We start from the raw sequence: 15,108 nt of genomic DNA on the forward strand, positions 1-15,108 counted from the left end.
GATCTCACCTGTCAAACATCTGTGGGTTATGAATATGGGTTACGAAATCCGTTTCAAACGGCAGATGTAAAAGCCGTCCATGCCGCCGGGATACAGATGGGGCAGGGTCTGCACATCCCCCTCCGGACCGATGGCGGCTTCCAGTCCCGGCAGTTCCTCGGGCCTGATTCTGTCCCGTTGTACCGGCACCCCGCGATCCAGTAAAGCCTTAATCTGGTCCGGTCCTTCCGCCGCCTCCAATGAACAGACACAATAGACCAGCACCCCGCCCGGAGCCAGCATATCCACCGCCGCCCCCAGCAATCGCGCCTGAAGCGCCGCCAGGGTGTGAACATCCTCGGGGCGTTTGATCCAGGCCATATCCGGATGCCGCCGCAACGTGCCACTGGACGAACAGGGGGCATCCAGCAGAATGTAGGGAAACGGCCGCTCCGGACGGTATGCGGCAGCATCTGACGTCACGACGTCACAATTAAGGCCAAGCCGGTCCAAATTGTCCCGCAGGCGCCTCAGCCGCCGCTCTGAAACATCCACTGCGGTTACCCGGCAGCCGCGGGCCGCTGATTGCAGCGTCTTGCCACCCGGCGCCGCACACAGGTCCAGTACCCTCTGACCCGCCTCCGCGCCCAGCAGTCGCGCCGGCAGCATCGCGGCCAGGTCCTGCACCCACCACACCCCGTCCGCATAACCGGGGAGCTTTTCCACCGGACCGGCCTTTTTCAGACGGACGCCGCCCGTAGGCAGAATGTCGCCCCCCAGGTGCTGGGCCCAATCGGCCGGGTCCAGTTCCGGTTTGAGGCTGATGTCCAAGGGGGGTTCCTCAAGCAGCGCCCGGACCAGACGCCGGGATACGGCCTTGCCATAGCGATTGATCCAACTGTCGCGCAACCAGCGCGGCAGATTGAGAAAAGGATCGGAAAACTTATCCAGAAAGTCGTCTTTTTCCCGATCTATCCGCCGCAAGACCGCATTGACAAACGCCTTTTGGCTGTTCAGTGCTGGATGTTTTTGTTGGACCACCAGACGCACGCTGCTGTCCACAGCGGCATGGGCCGGCACATTCATATACACCAACTGCGCCACGCCCAGCTGCAGGATATGACGCAGTCGCGCCTGTTTCGGGCCCAATCGTTTCGGGGTGCAGAAGTTGATCATGGCGTTGATCTGGCCGAGCCGGCGCAGGGTGGTGGTGGCAAGATGACGCAAAAAGGCCCGGTCCCGGTCCGCCAGATCAGGAAAACGGGCGCAACCTTCCGTAAAGGCCCCGTCGAAAGTCAGCCCCTTGTCCAGTATGCGTTCCAGAAGATAAAGCGCCGCCCGGCGCGACTCGAGATCCTGTGCCATGCTTTTTTTCTCTTTATCTCGCCCCGGCAGTAGCACAGGGAGGGGTTGCTGCCAAGGAAATAGTGGATCCCGCAGGGATAACAGCCGGTAAAAAGACAGAATCTCTTGTCAGCTCCAGGGACCTCCCCGGCCAGAGCTCTTGCCTGAATTAGGCACGCCCGAGCGACCAGAAGAACGGGGAGAGGAAGCACGGGACCGATAGGGTGAGGATCCCGTTCCAGAGCTGCCCCCCGGAGACTGGGCCGCCATCTCGTAGAGCCGGTCGATACGGTTTTGCATGCTGGGGTGAGTGGAAAACAGGTTATCCATCCGCTGCCCATGCAACGGATTGACAATGAACAGATGGGCGGTTGCCGGGTTTTCCTCAGCCCGTTCATTGACGATCCGCTCGCTGGCCTGGTGCAGCTTGGCCAGAGCCGACGCCAGCCACAGCGGCTGACCACAGATTTCCGCGCCGATCCGGTCGGCTTCATATTCCCGGCTGCGGCTGATGGCCATCTGTACCAGTGCGGCGGCCAGCGGGGCCAGAATCATAATCAGGATGCTGCCCACAATGCCTAAGGGATTGTTGCGGTTATTGCCCAGGAACAGGGCGAAATTCGCCAACATGCTGATGGCCCCGGCGATGGTCGCCGTAATGGTCATGATCAACGTGTCCCGATTGCGCACATGCGCCAGTTCATGGGCCATAACCCCGGCCACCTCTTCACGATTGAGAATATTCAGCAGCCCGGTTGTCGCCGCCACGGCCGCATTTTCCGGGTTCCGGCCCGTGGCGAAAGCATTGGGCTGCGGCGTGTCGATAATATAGACCCGCGGCATAGGCAGCCCCGCCCGCCGGGCAAGGTCTTCCACAATGTGATAAAATTCCGGGGCGCTGCGGGCATCCACCTCGCGCGCACCATACATTCGCAGCACGATTTTATCGGAATTCCAGTAGGCAAAGGCGTTCATCGCCAGCGCCACCATAAATGCGATGACCATGCCGCCCTGGCCGCCCAGCATATAGCCCACCGCCAGAAACAGCGCCGTCATCGCCGCAAGCAATACTGCTGTTTTCAGATATCCCATCGTTTTCGTCATCCTGAAAATCAAGTTAAGCTATCTTTGGCTACCTTACTGCGCCACCTGTCCCACAAACTTTCCCTGCCGGTTCTTTCCGGCTGGTCTTGTGCGGATATTTTCAGTACTTATATGGAAATGACACCTTAACTTGGCAAGAGTATAGCCGATGACAGATACCAAAAAAACGCCCCCAACCGGCAAAACGCCTGAGACGCCGAACCCCCCAGAGAAAGCTCCGGAACGTCCCCGGGAAATCGGCGGACGGGAGGGCCCCGACCCGGTGCGGTATGGCGACTGGGAAAATAATGGCATTGCCTCCGATTTTTAAGGAAGGGAGAGACCATTGAGGAGTGCCACGGGTCGATGACAGACTGGTTGATCGCACATGAAGACGTTATTCGCCTGAGTGTTTTTTTCGGGTTATTTGCAATCTTTGCGTTGACGGAGCATGTGCGGCCCCTTCGCATCCTGGTGTTGCCGCGACAGTTTCGCTGGCTGACCAATCTGGGCCTGATTGCGGCAGGTACGGCCTTGTTGCGCCTGGCGCTGCCGGTTCTTGCTGTGGGTGCGGCTTGGTTTGCCGAAAACGCCGGAATCGGCCTGTTCGCCTGGGTTGCCGTACCCTACTGGGCAGAAGTCCTTCTCACGCTGGTGCTGCTGGATCTTTTTATCTATGCCCAGCATGTGGTCTTTCACCATGTCCCGTTTTTGTGGCGGCTTCATAAAATCCACCACACGGATCTGGACCTGGATGTCACCACCGCCTTGCGGTTTCATCCTCTGGAGATTCTGATTTCCATGGGATTGAAAATTATCGTGGTGCTCGTGCTGGGGGCGCCGGTGGCGGGAGTTATCCTGTTTGAAATGATCTTGAGCGGCATGGCGCTGTTCAACCACAGTAACTGGCGGCTGCCGCCAGGCCTTGAAACTGTGCTGCGCCGCGCGGTTGTAACCCCAGCCATGCATATCATTCATCACAGTTGTCATAAGACTGAAACCAACAGCAATTATGGTTTCAATCTGTCCTGCTGGGACAGGCTGTTCGGCACTTATACCCATCGGCCGCAAGAGGGATATGAGGGCATAACCCTGGGCCTCGAAGACCATCGGAAAATCGGCGATCTTGGGTTTTGGGCCTTGCTTATGATGCCTTTCGTCCCGCAAGATAAACCATATAAGGGAGGGTCGTTATGAAACGCGTATATCTGCTCCGCCATGCCAAATCCAGCCATGACGATCCCGATCTCAAAGACATCAACCGCCCGCTGAACAACCGGGGGGTGATGGCGTCTCACCTGATGGGGCGATATCTTTATGAAAACGCTCTCCTGCCGGACTATATTCTGTGTTCCCCGGCAGTCCGCACCCGACAGACCCTGAAAAATGTCCTGGCGCAGCTGGACCGGAAAATCCCCTGTGTGTTTGAAGACAGCCTTTACCTGGCCCAGCCCGGCCGGGTGATTGAGTTGATCAAAGCCGTGGATGATAAATTCGGGGCGCTGATGATTGTCGGCCACAATCCCACCATCAATATTCTGGCCCATGATCTGAATGACGGCAAAAACCGGGAAGATCACCGCCGGTTGATCGAAAAATATCCCACCGGGGCGCTGACAGTTCTGGATTTCCCGACAGACCACTGGTCCGCCATAGAACGCAAGGCCGCCCAGCTGGAACGATTTGTCTGTCCCAAAGATTTGATTTAATCCTGCTGCAGGATGGGCTATCCTGTTCCTGACGCATAATTTGATATTTTTTACGCCAGATTTTTTAAAAGGACACAATGCGGGAAAAGGAACTCAGACTAGCCCTGGTTTGTTTTGGCGGCATTTCCCTGGCTATTTATATCCATGGGGTGACCAAAGAAATACTCAAACTGGTCCGGGCCTCAAAAGCCTATCATTTCAGTCCTGACCTGCTTGCCGAAAGCCGCCAGCGTTACATTTATCCCAATGACGCGATCACCGACACGCCTGATACGGAACTTGTCTATTTTGACATTCTCAAAGCCTTTTCCCCGGAACTGGATCTGCGGGTGATCGTTGACACCATTGCCGGCGCCTCGGCCGGCGGCATGAACAGCATCTTTCTTGGTCGGGCCCTGGCCCATGACCTTAATCTGGATCATCTGCGCGAACACTGGTTGACGGAAGCCGATGTCAGCCGGCTCGTGGGCCGCAGCAAACCGCCCGGACGACTGGACAAACTGCTGTCCGTCCCCTTGATCAACTTTCTAAGCCGCAAATATCTGGGGGATGAAATTCTGCGCGAGAAGGTCAAGGAAAAACTGCCTGCGCTGCTCAAGATCTGGTCGCTGAAACCCCCTTTCGACGGCAAACATCTGCTCGGTCTTATTTATGCCGGGCTGGATCACATGGGTACCAGCGGTGCCCATTCCCTGCTGCCCAAGGGACACCGCCTCGACCTGTTTGTCACCCTAACCGATTATCACGGCTTCCGCCGCAACATTCCCCTGCATGACCCGCCGATCATTCATGAACGCGAACACCGTCACCACCTACGCTTTTCCTATTTTCGCGGCCTGCTCACAACAGAAATGCCGGTAGGCTTCAGCGATTTTGAGGAAAAAGACCTGCCGGCATTGGCCTTTGCTTCCCGCGCCACCGCCTGTTACCCCGGGGCCTTCCCTCCGGCACAACTTCGTGAAGTTGTGCAATTCCTGAAAGAAAGGGGAGAGGAATGGGCCAATAAAGACAACTTTATAGATAAAAACTTCAAGGAACATCTGCTCAGCGGCCTGGATCCGTTCAAAACCTCCTTTCTGGATGGCAGTATTCTGAACAACAAACCGTTTGATCAGGTGATCGAGGCGATTCAGGGGCGGCCGGCCTTTCGTAAGGTGGACCGCCGGCTGGTCTATGTTGACCCCAACCCGGAACTGCCGGAAATCGCGCCAACCGGTGCCCCGCCCAGCATGCTCAGCACCATCAAGGCGGCACTATCTGACATTCCCATGAATGAACCCATGCATGACGACCTGATGAGCATTCAGGCGCTGAACCAGCAGGTGCGGATCGTCAAATCCGTTGTCGACAGCATCAAACCCAACGTGGAACGGCTGGTCAAGGAGCTTTCCGCCGACCGTATTGAAAAAATCACCAGCCCGGCGGAAATTGCCTATTGGCGCAGCCTGGCCAACGCCCGGGCGGTCAAGGATGCGGGGTTTTCCTATGAAGGATATGCCCGGCTTAAGATCAGAAGTTGCCTAACCCATTTGACGCGGCTTATTGGCGACATCTGCGCCTGCCCACCAGGCAGCGAAAGCCGCCGCCAAATTTACGCCATTCTGCAATGCTGGGCCTATCAGGACAAGGTGGACTTTACCGGGCTTTACGGTCATCTCCTGCGCGAGGCCCGCTCCCGGAAAACCCTGATCAGCTGGGTGCGCGAACTTCTGGATTTTCATCCCAATGGTCAGGATCTACCGGCCTGGGCCCGGTTTCTGATTGATTTCGACATCAGCTATCACCGTCGCCGGCTGCAATTTATGATCCAGGAACTGAACACCCTGTATGGACAGAAACAGCATGCGGCCAAGGAACTGGACCGCCTCAAAAGCCGGTTTTATGAGATCTTGCAGAAAATGGATCGCCTGAAAAACCGGGAATGTCTTAGTGAGGCCACCGCAGATCTGATCCGACGCGTTTTTGCGCAACTTCTTGAATACCCTTTTGACGATAACCCGCAAAATCCGGACAATCTCTGTTCCCTGGCCATGAGCGGCCCGGCGCTCTCAAATGCGCTTGAGGCGCTGGCCCGGGATATCAATCTGCAACAATATCGTGACGCCACCGACCAGCTTATTGCGGAACAGAACAATTCGGCCTGGAAAGACACGGTGGGGCATGAAATGACCATTAATTATCTGGGATTTGCGTTTTGGGACGTGATCACCTTTTCTATTATGGGGGCCAAAAAGGATCTGGGCGAATTTAACGAAGTGCTGATTAACCGCATCAGTCCCAACGACAATTCGGTGCTCAAAAAACATGAAACCGAGGTGGTGTTGCGGGGAACGGCGCTGCGCCGTTTCGGCGCCTTTTTCAGCCGGGCGGACCGGGAAAATGATTATTTTTGGGGGCGGCTCAATGGGGCGGAACGGCTGATCGACCTTCTTGCTCATCAGGCCAAGCTCGAAAATGTGGACCATAAAATCGACGTCCGGGCCTTGAAAAAACGCGCCTTCCAAGCCATTTTCGAAACCGAAAAAGACGCCCTGGTCAACATCCCCAACGTTCTTGCGGACCTCAAAAACCGCATTGCGGCGCTATAAGCTCTTTTTTATCTAGAGTGGATTGCGAATAGGTTGGCGCAATTCTGTTGGCGGATTGCGGCCGCCTCACACGTTAAAGCTCTCGCCGCAGCCGCAGGAGCCCTTGGCGTTGGGGTTTTCGAACACAAAACCGGATTCGAATTTATCTTCCCGGTAGTCCATGGTGCTGCCAATCAGATACATCATGGACATGCCATCCACATAGACGGTCACCCCCTTGTCGGTGACCTTTTCATCGCCGGGGCGTTCCTCGTCCACATAATCCACGGTATAGCTCAGCCCGTTACAGCCCCGGGTTGTGGTCCCGAGCCGCACCCCAAGCGACGGTTTACCGCGTTTTTCCAGCAGCAGCCTGATACGTTCGGCGGCGGCCTCGGAAATTTTCAGCACCGCGTCTGACATCACCTTTTCCTTCATATTTTCTTTCTGTTCACACCTCTTACATAAAGCCCATCTCAAGGCGAGCGGCTTCACTCATCATGCTCATATCCCAAGGCGGATCCCAGACAAGATCCACCTTAACATCGCCAATATTTTCCACCTCGCGCACCCGCATCTCCACTTCCCCGGGCATGCTTTCGGCCACCGGGCAATGCGGCGTGGTCAGCGTCATCACAATATTCACATCCCCGTAATCGGAAACCACCACATCATAAACCAGGCCCAGTTCGTAAATATTCACCGGAATTTCCGGGTCATATATTTCCCTGAGCACCTCCACCACAGCCTGACCGAGGGTGCGTTTTTCCTCGTCCGTCAGCGGCTTGCCTCGAGTATGGTGGGTTTCTTCAGCCGGACGGCCTTCCGGGCGGAGACCTGCGGTTTTGTTTTCCTCCTCAGGCGTCCCATCCGTTTCCGCCGGTTTTGACTTTTTGTTTAAAAACCCGTCCAGATAACTCATGTCCGTACCCTTAAGTCCTTGTTCCCTGCGCTTATGCGAAAATCCTGTTGACCTTTTCCAGCCCGGCCACCAGGCGGTCAATATCCTCCATCGTGTTATACAGCCCGAGCGAAGCCCGCGCCGTGGCAGACACGTCAAAGAAATCCATCAAAGGCTGCGCACAATGATGGCCGGCGCGGATCGCAATGCCGTCCTGATCCAGAATGGTGCCGATGTCATGGGGATGGGCATGATCCATGGTAAAGGACAAAATCCCCCCCATATGATCGGCCCGGCTGATCAGGTTAAGCCCCTTAACCTCTTTCAGACGTTCCCGGGCATAGTCCAAAAGCCGTTCTTCATGGGCGCCAATGGCGTCCAGGCCAATGGCGTTGATATAGTCAATGGCCGCGCCAAGGCCGATCCCGCCGGCAATATTCGGGGTTCCGGCCTCGAATTTATGGGGCAGGTCGTTATATATGGTTTTTTCAAAACTGACCGAGCGGATCATGTCGCCGCCGCCCTGATAAGGGGGCATGGCCTCCAGCAGCCGTTCCCGGGCATAAAGCACGCCGACCCCGGTGGGACCATACATTTTATGGCCGGAAAACACATAAAAGTCCGCGTCCAGCTCCTGTACATCCACTTTCATATGGGGGATGGCCTGACAGCCATCCACCAGCACCAGCGCGCCGACCTGATGGGCTGCCCGAATAATGTCGCGGATCGGGGTAATGGTGCCCAGCGCATTGGAAATATGGGTAATCGCCACCAGTTTAGTTTTCTCAGACAACAATTTTTCATAGTCATCAAACAGGAAGTTGCCGCGATCATCAATGGGGCTGATCCTAAGCACAATATCCTTTTCATCCCGCAACATCTGCCAAGGCACAATGTTGGAATGGTGTTCCATCTGGCTGAGCACCACCTCGTCACCTTCTTTCAGGAAGGTGCGGCCCCAACTCTGGGCCACCAGATTGATGGCTTCCGTCGCCCCGCGGACAAAAACGATCTCCTTGGAGGAGCGAGCATTGATGAAATCTTTCAATTGCTCCCGCACCGCCTCATATTTCTGGGTGCCAAGCTGCGATAGATAATAGATTCCGCGATGAATATTGGCATATTCTTTGGCGTAATAGTCGCTGATCCGCTCGATCACCTGGCGCGGTTTTTGGGCGCTGGCGCCGCTGTCAAGAAAGGTGAGCGGCTTGCCGTAGATTTCCTGTTCAAAAATTGGAAAATCCCGGCGAATCTCTTCCACATTATAATTGGTTTGCGGCAGGGAATTCAGCATTGAAGTCATGACGTCACCTTTTGTCCGGCCTGATCCAGCCAGTCCTCGGCATAAGCGATAAACTCTTCCCGCACAGCGGTTTCTTCAATCTCTTCAAAAATTTCGGCAATAAACGCCTGCACCAGCAGGGCTTTTGCCTCCTCCAGCGAAAGCCCGCGACTTTGCATATAGAACAGTGCCATCTTGTCCAATTCGCCCACCGTGGCCCCATGGGAGCATTTCACATCATCGGCATAAATCAAAAGTTCCGGCTTGGCGTTGGCCTCAGCCTGGCGACTGAGCAGCAGATTCTTACAGGACTGGTCCGCATTGGTTTTCTGCGCATCCCGCTCCACAATCACCCGCCCCTGAAAAGCGCCCTTTCCACCTGTATCAAGGACCCCGCGAAAGACCTGCTCACTGTCACAATGGCCGCTGACATGATCCATACGGGTAAAAATGTCATGGGACTGCCCCTCCCGGCCCATATAGGCACCTTTCAGGACAACTTTTGCACCTTCCCCCAGAAGACGGGGAAAGATTTCCGTCCGGCTGAGTTCGGCCCCGAGCTGCAAACTATGGTTTTCATACCGCGCGCCCGCCGCCAGTTCCACATTCTTGCGCGCCATATGAACGGCTTTCTCGCCTTCCTGTTGCAAACTGTAACTGATCAGCCGGGCATCTTCCTCCAGAACAATCCGGCTGACATCCTGGGTCCAGTAAAAACACGCCGCCGCCCCCGCATATTTTTCCACAACTGTGGCTTTTGCGCCTTTTTCCAGATGGATCAGGTTACGACTGCGCCGGGCCTTTCCTTCCGCGGATCGGTCCGCCAGATGCAGAATTTCCAGGGGCTCGGCAAGCTCCACTCCGGCGCCAAGTCGAAGGATCATACCGTCGCTGAATAATGCCTGATTGAGCGCCAGAAGGCTGTCGCCATCGTCGGCTTCAACCAATTCGTTCATATAACCGGCTGATTTCTCATCATTTTTCAGTTCTGAAAGTGCCTTGACCTCGATCCCTTCGATCTGAGGCAGCCGGGACAGGTTTTGCACAAAATAGCCATTGACAAAAACCAGCCGTCCCCCGAACGGTTCATCTTTCAGCACGTCTTCAGACAGTTGTGCCGCCTCCACCGTTTCCCGCGGGATGGGCAGATAAGGCCGGTCGGCCAGACGGGTCAGATTGCAGTATTTCCATTCCTCTACCCGCGGACCGGGCAGGCCATCCTGCATAAACCGCTCAAGCGCCGTCAGACGGGCCTGATCCAGCGCCGCAAGACCGGCACCGGCAAGCTGGGGGCGAACCTTATGGAACGCGTCATCATAGGCGGGACTATCTATATATCGTTTTTTGGTCATGTTTTTCCAACTCGGGTGATCCTGATATTTCCGTCAGGCGGCATCTTCTTCGATGCCCAGGCCGGCATATCCTTCTTTTTCCAGTTTCAGCGCCAGCTCCTTGCCCCCGGATTTGACAATCTTTCCGGCGGACAGCACATGCACATAATCCGGCACCACATAATCCAGCAGCCGCTGATAATGAGTGATCAACAAGATGGCCCTTTCGGGACCACGCAGCCGGTTAATGCCTTCAGCCACCACTTTCAGGGCATCAATGTCAAGCCCGGAATCGGTCTCGTCCAGCACCGCAAAGATTGGATCAAGCACGGCCATCTGCACCATTTCATTGCGCTTTTTCTCTCCTCCGGAAAATCCCACATTGACAGGGCGTTTCAGCATTTCGGGATCCATATCAAGTTCCGCGGCCTTTTTCCGCACCAGCTTCAGAAGCTCCACCGCCGGCATATCTTCTTCGCCGCGGTAGCGCCGGATGCTGTTGACCGCGGTTTTCAGGAAATTCATGTTGGACACGCCGGGGATTTCTACCGGATATTGAAATCCCAGATACAACCCTTCTCCTGCGCGTTCATGGGCGTCAAGCTCCAAGAGGTTTTTGCCCCGAAACAGCACCTCACCCCGGGTAATCTCATATCCCTCGCGCCCGGCTAAGGCATAGCTGAGTGTGGATTTACCGGCCCCGTTGGGCCCCATAATGGCATGGACTTCCCCCGGCTTTATGTTGAGGGACAGGCCTTTGAGAATTTCCTTACCTTCGACCTCGACATGTAGGTCTTTGATTTCAATTATATTTTTTGGCATATTTTTTGGCATTTCTTCTGACATGATTTTGGTCTTTTCTGTAAGTTGTCTTAACCAACACTGCCTTCCAGGCTGATGCCCAGTAATTTCTGCGCCTCCACAGCAAATTCCATCGGCAGGTGCTGCATTACATCCTTGCAGAAGCCGTTGACAATCAGGGCCACGGATTCTTCCGGATCCAGCCCGCGTTGCTGGCAATAAAACAGCTGGTCATCGCTGATTTTCGAGGTAGTGGCCTCATGCTCCAACTGGGCCGTGGGGTTTTTGGCTTCGATATAGGGCACCGTATGCGCCCCGCATTTATCCCCGATCAGCAGGCTGTCACACTGGGTGAAATTGCGGGCGTTTTCTGCCGCCCCCAGCACCCGCACCAGACCGCGATAGGTCTGCTGCGCCTGTCCGGCGGAAATGCCTTTGGAAATAATCGTGCTGGAAGTGTTTTTGCCAATATGGATCATCTTGGTCCCGGTATCGGCCTGCTGGAAATTATTGGTGATGGCGACAGAATAAAACTCGCCCACCGAATTGTCCCCCTGCAGGATGCAACTTGGGTATTTCCAGGTTACGGCGGACCCGGTTTCCACCTGGGTCCAGCTGATTTTAGAGTTTCTCCCGCGGCAGGCCCCCCGTTTGGTGACGAAGTTGTAAATGCCGCCCTTGCCCTCCTTGTCGCCGGGATACCAGTTCTGCACCGTGGAATATTTGATTTCCGCATCATCCAGCGCCACCAGTTCCACCACCGCGGCATGCAGCTGGTTTTCGTCCCGCATCGGCGCGGTACACCCCTCCAGATAAGACACGTAAGAGCCTTCATCGGCAATGATCAGCGTGCGTTCGAACTGACCGGTATTGGCTTCGTTGATCCGGAAATAGGTGCTCAGCTCCATAGGGCAACGCACCCCCTTGGGCACATATACAAAGGTGCCGTCACTGAACACCGCACTGTTGAGCGCCGCATAAAAATTATCATGCTGTGGCACCACTGTACCAAGATATTTGCGCATCAGCTCGGGATGTTCCCGCGCGGCTTCCGAAATGGAACAGAAAATCACCCCGGCCTCTTTCAGCTTTTCACGGAAGGTGGTGGCCACAGACACGCTGTCAAATACCACATCCACCGCGACACCGGCGAGAACCTCCTGTTCCTGCAGGGAAATGCCTAGTTTTTCATAGGTCCGGCGCAGTTCCGGATCTACTTCGTCCAGGCTTTTCGGCCGATCCTTCATGGATTTGGGGGCGCTGTAATAATAAATATCCTGAAAATCAATTTCCGGATAGTCGACCATCGCCCATTGCGGCAGTTCCATTTTCCGCCATTTTTCATAGGCTTTCAGCCGCCATTCCAGCAACCATTCCGGTTCCTGTTTTTTGGCGGAAATAAAGCGGATAACGTCTTCGTTCAGACCTTTTTCGGCCTTTTCCGATTCAATCTCCGTGATAAATCCGTATTTATATTCGCCGGTGACTTCTTCCACAGCCTGCCGGGCTTCTTCCGTCGCCGCCATTCACGACTCCTGTTGACTTAGGTTGTACTGTTGCCAGGAAGCGCTTCTTCCTGACGTTTTCCAGATTCGGTTGCGGTGTCAGGATCCAGGGTCTCTGGGCCCAGAAAATCGGGAACCGGCGCCACCATCTCCGACAGCGCCACGCTGTTCAGAGCCGCTTTTACCGCCGCATTGATCCGGCTCCATTTGCTGCGGGTACAGCAATTGCTCTGGTAATCACAGTCAGAATGCACTTCATCCAGGCAATTGGTGAGCTGTACCGGCCCGTCCACAGCTTCAATAATGTCCGCAATCGTAATTTCGTCCGCCTGACCGTTCAGACTAAAACCGCCATTCAGCCCCCTGTGGGACGTCAGCAGTTTGGCTTTGACCAGCATGCCCAGAATCTTGCTGACCGTCGGTGCCGGAATCCCCGTCTCACCGGAAATTTCTGTCGCCGGATAGATATGGTCCGGCCGCAGTGCAATATGGCTCATCAGCACCACGGCATAATCGGCCAGGTTTGATAATCTGATCATCCGATTCACCCTGTTCAGCCGGGCCCGGGCAAAAATTTGGTCTTTTTCCCGACAGGGACCTGCGACTGCGTTCTTCAATCATCCCGGATCGGCCCTGATCCCCGCCACTCCGGTATCTTTTAGATGGCGATAATCAGGGCAAATGTCAATGAAAATCAGACCAAATTGGTCTTTTTTTGAAAACGGCCAGGGTTTATTGAAATTTCAAGGGCTTATCCGGTGGATTTTGTAAATAAATATTTCAAAAATCCTCATTTTGGGACAGCCGGGCACAAATGTCATCCAGCTGTTCCAGGGTCTTGTAGCGGATTCTCACCTCACCGCCTTTGTTTTCCTGAAAACTGATGCCGACCTTAAGCCCGAGGGCGGCGGAAAGCTCCTGCTCCAGGGCCACCGTATCCGCGTCCCGCTGAGGGGCGGAAGCCGGGGAAGCCGTCTTTTCCGGTTCTGTCGAAGCGGTTTTGGCCTGCCGCGCGATCTGTTCCGCCTGGCGCACACTCAGGCCTTCATCAATAATGCGCCGGGCAAGTTTTTCCGGATGTTCGGCCGTAATCAGGGCCCGGGCATGCCCCATGGTCAGCTGACCATCCGCCAGCATGTCCTGCACGGTTTCCGGTAGGCTTAACAACCGCAAGATGTTGGCGATATGGCTGCGGCTTTTCCCAACAATCCGCCCGAGTTGCTCTTGGGTATGATGAAATTCATCCATCAACCGTTGATACCCCATCGCCTCTTCAATGGGACTCAGATCATGACGCTGAATATTTTCAATTATGGCGATTTCCAGCGCCTCGCCGTCGGAGAGATCACGAATGATTACCGGCACGTCATGCAGGCCCGCCGCCTGTGCAGCCCGCCAGCGCCGTTCCCCGGCAATAATCTCATAATCCTCTTCCCCTCTGGCGCGCACCAGAATAGGCTGCAAAATGCCTTTTTCCTTGATGGATTCCACCAGGTCCCGGGCTTTTTCCTCATCAAAAAGTTTACGCGGCTGATAGGGATTGGGCCGCAGAAACTCAATCGGCAGTTGCCGGTCTGGACGGAGCGCCGGCTCTCCATCGAGGGTGGAATATTCCCGATCCGTCGAGCCCAACAGGGCCGACAACCCCTTTCCGAGACCTTTGGTTTTGGCTTTTTCTTTTGTTGTCATAATACGGATCTTTATGTTTAACGGTTTGTTTTATAACGGTTTACACAGAATCCGGCTACGTTGTCCGCCGCCCGCTATTTCAGGCGGCACGACTCTTCCGCTCCCGCCGCAATAACTCTGACGCCAGCCGGATATAGGCCTGGCTGCCGGTACATTTATGATCATACAGCAGCGCTGGTTTGCCATGAGAGGGGGCTTCAGAAATGCGCACATTCCGCGGAATGACCGTATGGAAAACCTTGTCCCCCAGATAATTACGCACATCCGTGGCCACCTGGCCGGACAAATTGTTCCGGCCATCAAACATAGTCAGCAAGATTCCTTCGATTTCCAGGCCCGGATTAAACTTTGCCTGAACAGTTTCAATGGTCCTGAGCAGCAGACTCAAGCCTTCCAGCGCAAAAAACTCACATTGCAGCGGCACAATCACCGATTTTGCCGCCGCCAGCGCATTCAGGGTCAGCAGATTCAGCGAGGGTGGACAGTCAATCAGTACATATTCAAACTGCATCATCACCGGATCGCGCAGGGCCCGGCGCAGCCGGTAGGTGCGTTGGGGTTCAGTGACCAGTTCCACCTCCGCCCCGGTCAGATCAATGGTGGAGGGCACCAGCGCAAGCCGGGGAATTTCGGTCGCCACAATGGCCTCGGACAAAGGGCTTTCACCCATGATAACCTGGTAGCTGGTCTGGTCTCGATCTCCCCGTTCCCGCCCCAGCCCAGTGCTGGCATTGCCTTGCGGATCCAGATCCACCACCAGCGTCTTTTTTCCCGCCGCCGCCAGCGCCGTGGCCAGATTGATGGCCGTTGTGGTTTTGCCCACGCCGCCTTTCTGATTGGCGATGGCAATGATTAGCGGCGCCCGGTTTTCCGGCGTTTTCGAGCCTGTGGATAACTTTGTGGACATTCGTGTGGTT

General features: G+C 55.2%; 15 protein-coding genes. 4 read left to right on the forward strand and 11 right to left on the reverse strand.

Features of this window, described 5'->3' with window-relative positions:
• Positions 1-39: 39 nt before the first annotated feature.
• Both FE788_RS13855 and htpX read right to left on the reverse strand, forming a co-directional pair.
• Positions 40-1,344 (reverse strand): RsmB/NOP family class I SAM-dependent RNA methyltransferase, encoded by a 1,305-nt coding sequence (locus FE788_RS13855; protein WP_138381197.1) that lies wholly within the window; start codon positions 1,342-1,344, stop codon positions 40-42.
• A 108-nt stretch (positions 1,345-1,452) separates the two neighbouring features.
• Positions 1,453-2,415 carry a zinc metalloprotease HtpX gene (gene htpX, locus FE788_RS13860; protein WP_138381421.1) on the reverse strand — a complete coding sequence of 321 codons (963 nt, stop codon included), beginning with the start codon at positions 2,413-2,415 and terminating at the stop codon, positions 1,453-1,455.
• 160 nt (positions 2,416-2,575) lie between these two features.
• Here htpX and FE788_RS13865 point away from each other — a divergent pair, with 160 nt between their 5' ends.
• From FE788_RS13865 to FE788_RS13880, 4 genes are all read left to right on the forward strand, one after another.
• Positions 2,576-2,737: a DUF1674 domain-containing protein gene (locus tag FE788_RS13865; RefSeq protein ID WP_138381198.1), complete on the forward strand. Its 162-nt coding sequence runs from the start codon at positions 2,576-2,578 to the stop codon at positions 2,735-2,737.
• Between the two features lie 35 nt (positions 2,738-2,772).
• A complete protein-coding gene (locus FE788_RS13870; protein ID WP_210414027.1) occupies positions 2,773-3,603 on the forward strand; it encodes a sterol desaturase family protein in 831 nt (276 codons plus the stop codon).
• Positions 3,600-4,115 carry a SixA phosphatase family protein gene (locus FE788_RS13875; protein ID WP_138381199.1) on the forward strand — a complete coding sequence of 172 codons (516 nt, stop codon included), beginning with the start codon at positions 3,600-3,602 and terminating at the stop codon, positions 4,113-4,115. The genes FE788_RS13870 and FE788_RS13875 overlap by 4 nt, the downstream gene beginning before the upstream one ends.
• 77 nt (positions 4,116-4,192) lie before the next feature.
• Positions 4,193-6,703: a patatin-like protein gene (locus tag FE788_RS13880; protein ID WP_138381200.1), complete on the forward strand. Its 2,511-nt coding sequence runs from the start codon at positions 4,193-4,195 to the stop codon at positions 6,701-6,703.
• A 66-nt stretch (positions 6,704-6,769) separates the two neighbouring features.
• Here FE788_RS13880 and FE788_RS13885 read toward each other — a convergent pair whose 3' ends face one another.
• The 9 genes from FE788_RS13885 to FE788_RS13925 all read right to left on the reverse strand — a co-directional run bounded on the left by FE788_RS13885 (position 6,770) and on the right by FE788_RS13925 (position 15,098).
• A complete protein-coding gene (locus FE788_RS13885; RefSeq protein WP_138381201.1) occupies positions 6,770-7,105 on the reverse strand; it encodes a HesB/IscA family protein in 336 nt (111 codons plus the stop codon).
• Between the two features lie 37 nt (positions 7,106-7,142).
• Positions 7,143-7,604, reverse strand: coding sequence for an SUF system Fe-S cluster assembly protein (locus FE788_RS13890; RefSeq protein ID WP_138381202.1), 462 nt, complete (start codon positions 7,602-7,604; stop codon positions 7,143-7,145).
• A gap of 31 nt (positions 7,605-7,635) precedes the next feature.
• Positions 7,636-8,886, reverse strand: a complete 1,251-nt coding sequence (locus tag FE788_RS13895) for an aminotransferase class V-fold PLP-dependent enzyme (protein ID WP_138381203.1) — start codon at positions 8,884-8,886, stop codon at positions 7,636-7,638.
• Complete coding sequence (sufD, locus tag FE788_RS13900; protein WP_138381204.1) at positions 8,883-10,217, reverse strand: Fe-S cluster assembly protein SufD; 1,335 nt, start codon at positions 10,215-10,217, stop codon at positions 8,883-8,885. The genes FE788_RS13895 and sufD overlap by 4 nt, the downstream gene beginning before the upstream one ends.
• A 33-nt stretch (positions 10,218-10,250) precedes the next feature.
• Positions 10,251-11,018, reverse strand: a complete 768-nt coding sequence (gene sufC / locus FE788_RS13905) for a Fe-S cluster assembly ATPase SufC (protein ID WP_210414029.1) — start codon at positions 11,016-11,018, stop codon at positions 10,251-10,253.
• Positions 11,019-11,068: 50 nt separating this feature from the next.
• The gene (sufB, locus tag FE788_RS13910; RefSeq protein ID WP_138381205.1) at positions 11,069-12,523 is read right to left on the reverse strand and encodes a Fe-S cluster assembly protein SufB; all 1,455 of its coding nucleotides are present in this window, start codon (positions 12,521-12,523) and stop codon (positions 11,069-11,071) included.
• Between the two features lie 17 nt (positions 12,524-12,540).
• A complete protein-coding gene (locus tag FE788_RS13915) occupies positions 12,541-13,041 on the reverse strand; it encodes an SUF system Fe-S cluster assembly regulator (RefSeq protein ID WP_138381206.1) in 501 nt (166 codons plus the stop codon).
• 241 nt (positions 13,042-13,282) lie between these two features.
• Positions 13,283-14,191, reverse strand: a complete 909-nt coding sequence (locus tag FE788_RS13920) for a ParB/RepB/Spo0J family partition protein (RefSeq protein ID WP_138381207.1) — start codon at positions 14,189-14,191, stop codon at positions 13,283-13,285.
• Positions 14,192-14,270: 79 nt separating this feature from the next.
• Entirely contained in the window at positions 14,271-15,098 is an 828-nt protein-coding gene (locus tag FE788_RS13925; RefSeq protein WP_138381208.1) for a ParA family protein, read from the reverse strand.
• Positions 15,099-15,108: the final 10 nt, after the last annotated feature.

The sequence above is a fragment of the Luteithermobacter gelatinilyticus genome (assembly GCF_005849285.1).
GTDB classification, from domain to species: domain Bacteria; phylum Pseudomonadota; class Alphaproteobacteria; order Sphingomonadales; family Emcibacteraceae; genus Luteithermobacter; species Luteithermobacter gelatinilyticus.

Coding starts and splice junctions, on each gene's coding strand:
- FE788_RS13920 (WP_138381207.1), bottom strand. CDS start 14,191: ATGACAACAAAAGAAAAAGCCAAAACCAAAGGTCTCGGAAAGGGGTTG.
- sufC (WP_210414029.1), bottom strand. CDS start 11,018: ATGCCAAAAAATATAATTGAAATCAAAGACCTACATGTCGAGGTCGAA.
- htpX (WP_138381421.1), bottom strand. CDS start 2,415: ATGGGATATCTGAAAACAGCAGTATTGCTTGCGGCGATGACGGCGCTG.
- FE788_RS13855 (WP_138381197.1), bottom strand. CDS start 1,344: ATGGCACAGGATCTCGAGTCGCGCCGGGCGGCGCTTTATCTTCTGGAA.
- FE788_RS13885 (WP_138381201.1), bottom strand. CDS start 7,105: ATGTCAGACGCGGTGCTGAAAATTTCCGAGGCCGCCGCCGAACGTATC.
- FE788_RS13925 (WP_138381208.1), bottom strand. CDS start 15,098: ATGTCCACAAAGTTATCCACAGGCTCGAAAACGCCGGAAAACCGGGCG.
- FE788_RS13880 (WP_138381200.1), top strand. CDS start 4,193: ATGCGGGAAAAGGAACTCAGACTAGCCCTGGTTTGTTTTGGCGGCATT.
- FE788_RS13915 (WP_138381206.1), bottom strand. CDS start 13,041: ATGATCAGATTATCAAACCTGGCCGATTATGCCGTGGTGCTGATGAGC.
- FE788_RS13875 (WP_138381199.1), top strand. CDS start 3,600: ATGAAACGCGTATATCTGCTCCGCCATGCCAAATCCAGCCATGACGAT.
- FE788_RS13890 (WP_138381202.1), bottom strand. CDS start 7,604: ATGAGTTATCTGGACGGGTTTTTAAACAAAAAGTCAAAACCGGCGGAA.
- sufB (WP_138381205.1), bottom strand. CDS start 12,523: ATGGCGGCGACGGAAGAAGCCCGGCAGGCTGTGGAAGAAGTCACCGGC.
- sufD (WP_138381204.1), bottom strand. CDS start 10,217: ATGACCAAAAAACGATATATAGATAGTCCCGCCTATGATGACGCGTTC.
- FE788_RS13865 (WP_138381198.1), top strand. CDS start 2,576: ATGACAGATACCAAAAAAACGCCCCCAACCGGCAAAACGCCTGAGACG.
- FE788_RS13870 (WP_210414027.1), top strand. CDS start 2,773: ATGACAGACTGGTTGATCGCACATGAAGACGTTATTCGCCTGAGTGTT.
- FE788_RS13895 (WP_138381203.1), bottom strand. CDS start 8,886: ATGACTTCAATGCTGAATTCCCTGCCGCAAACCAATTATAATGTGGAA.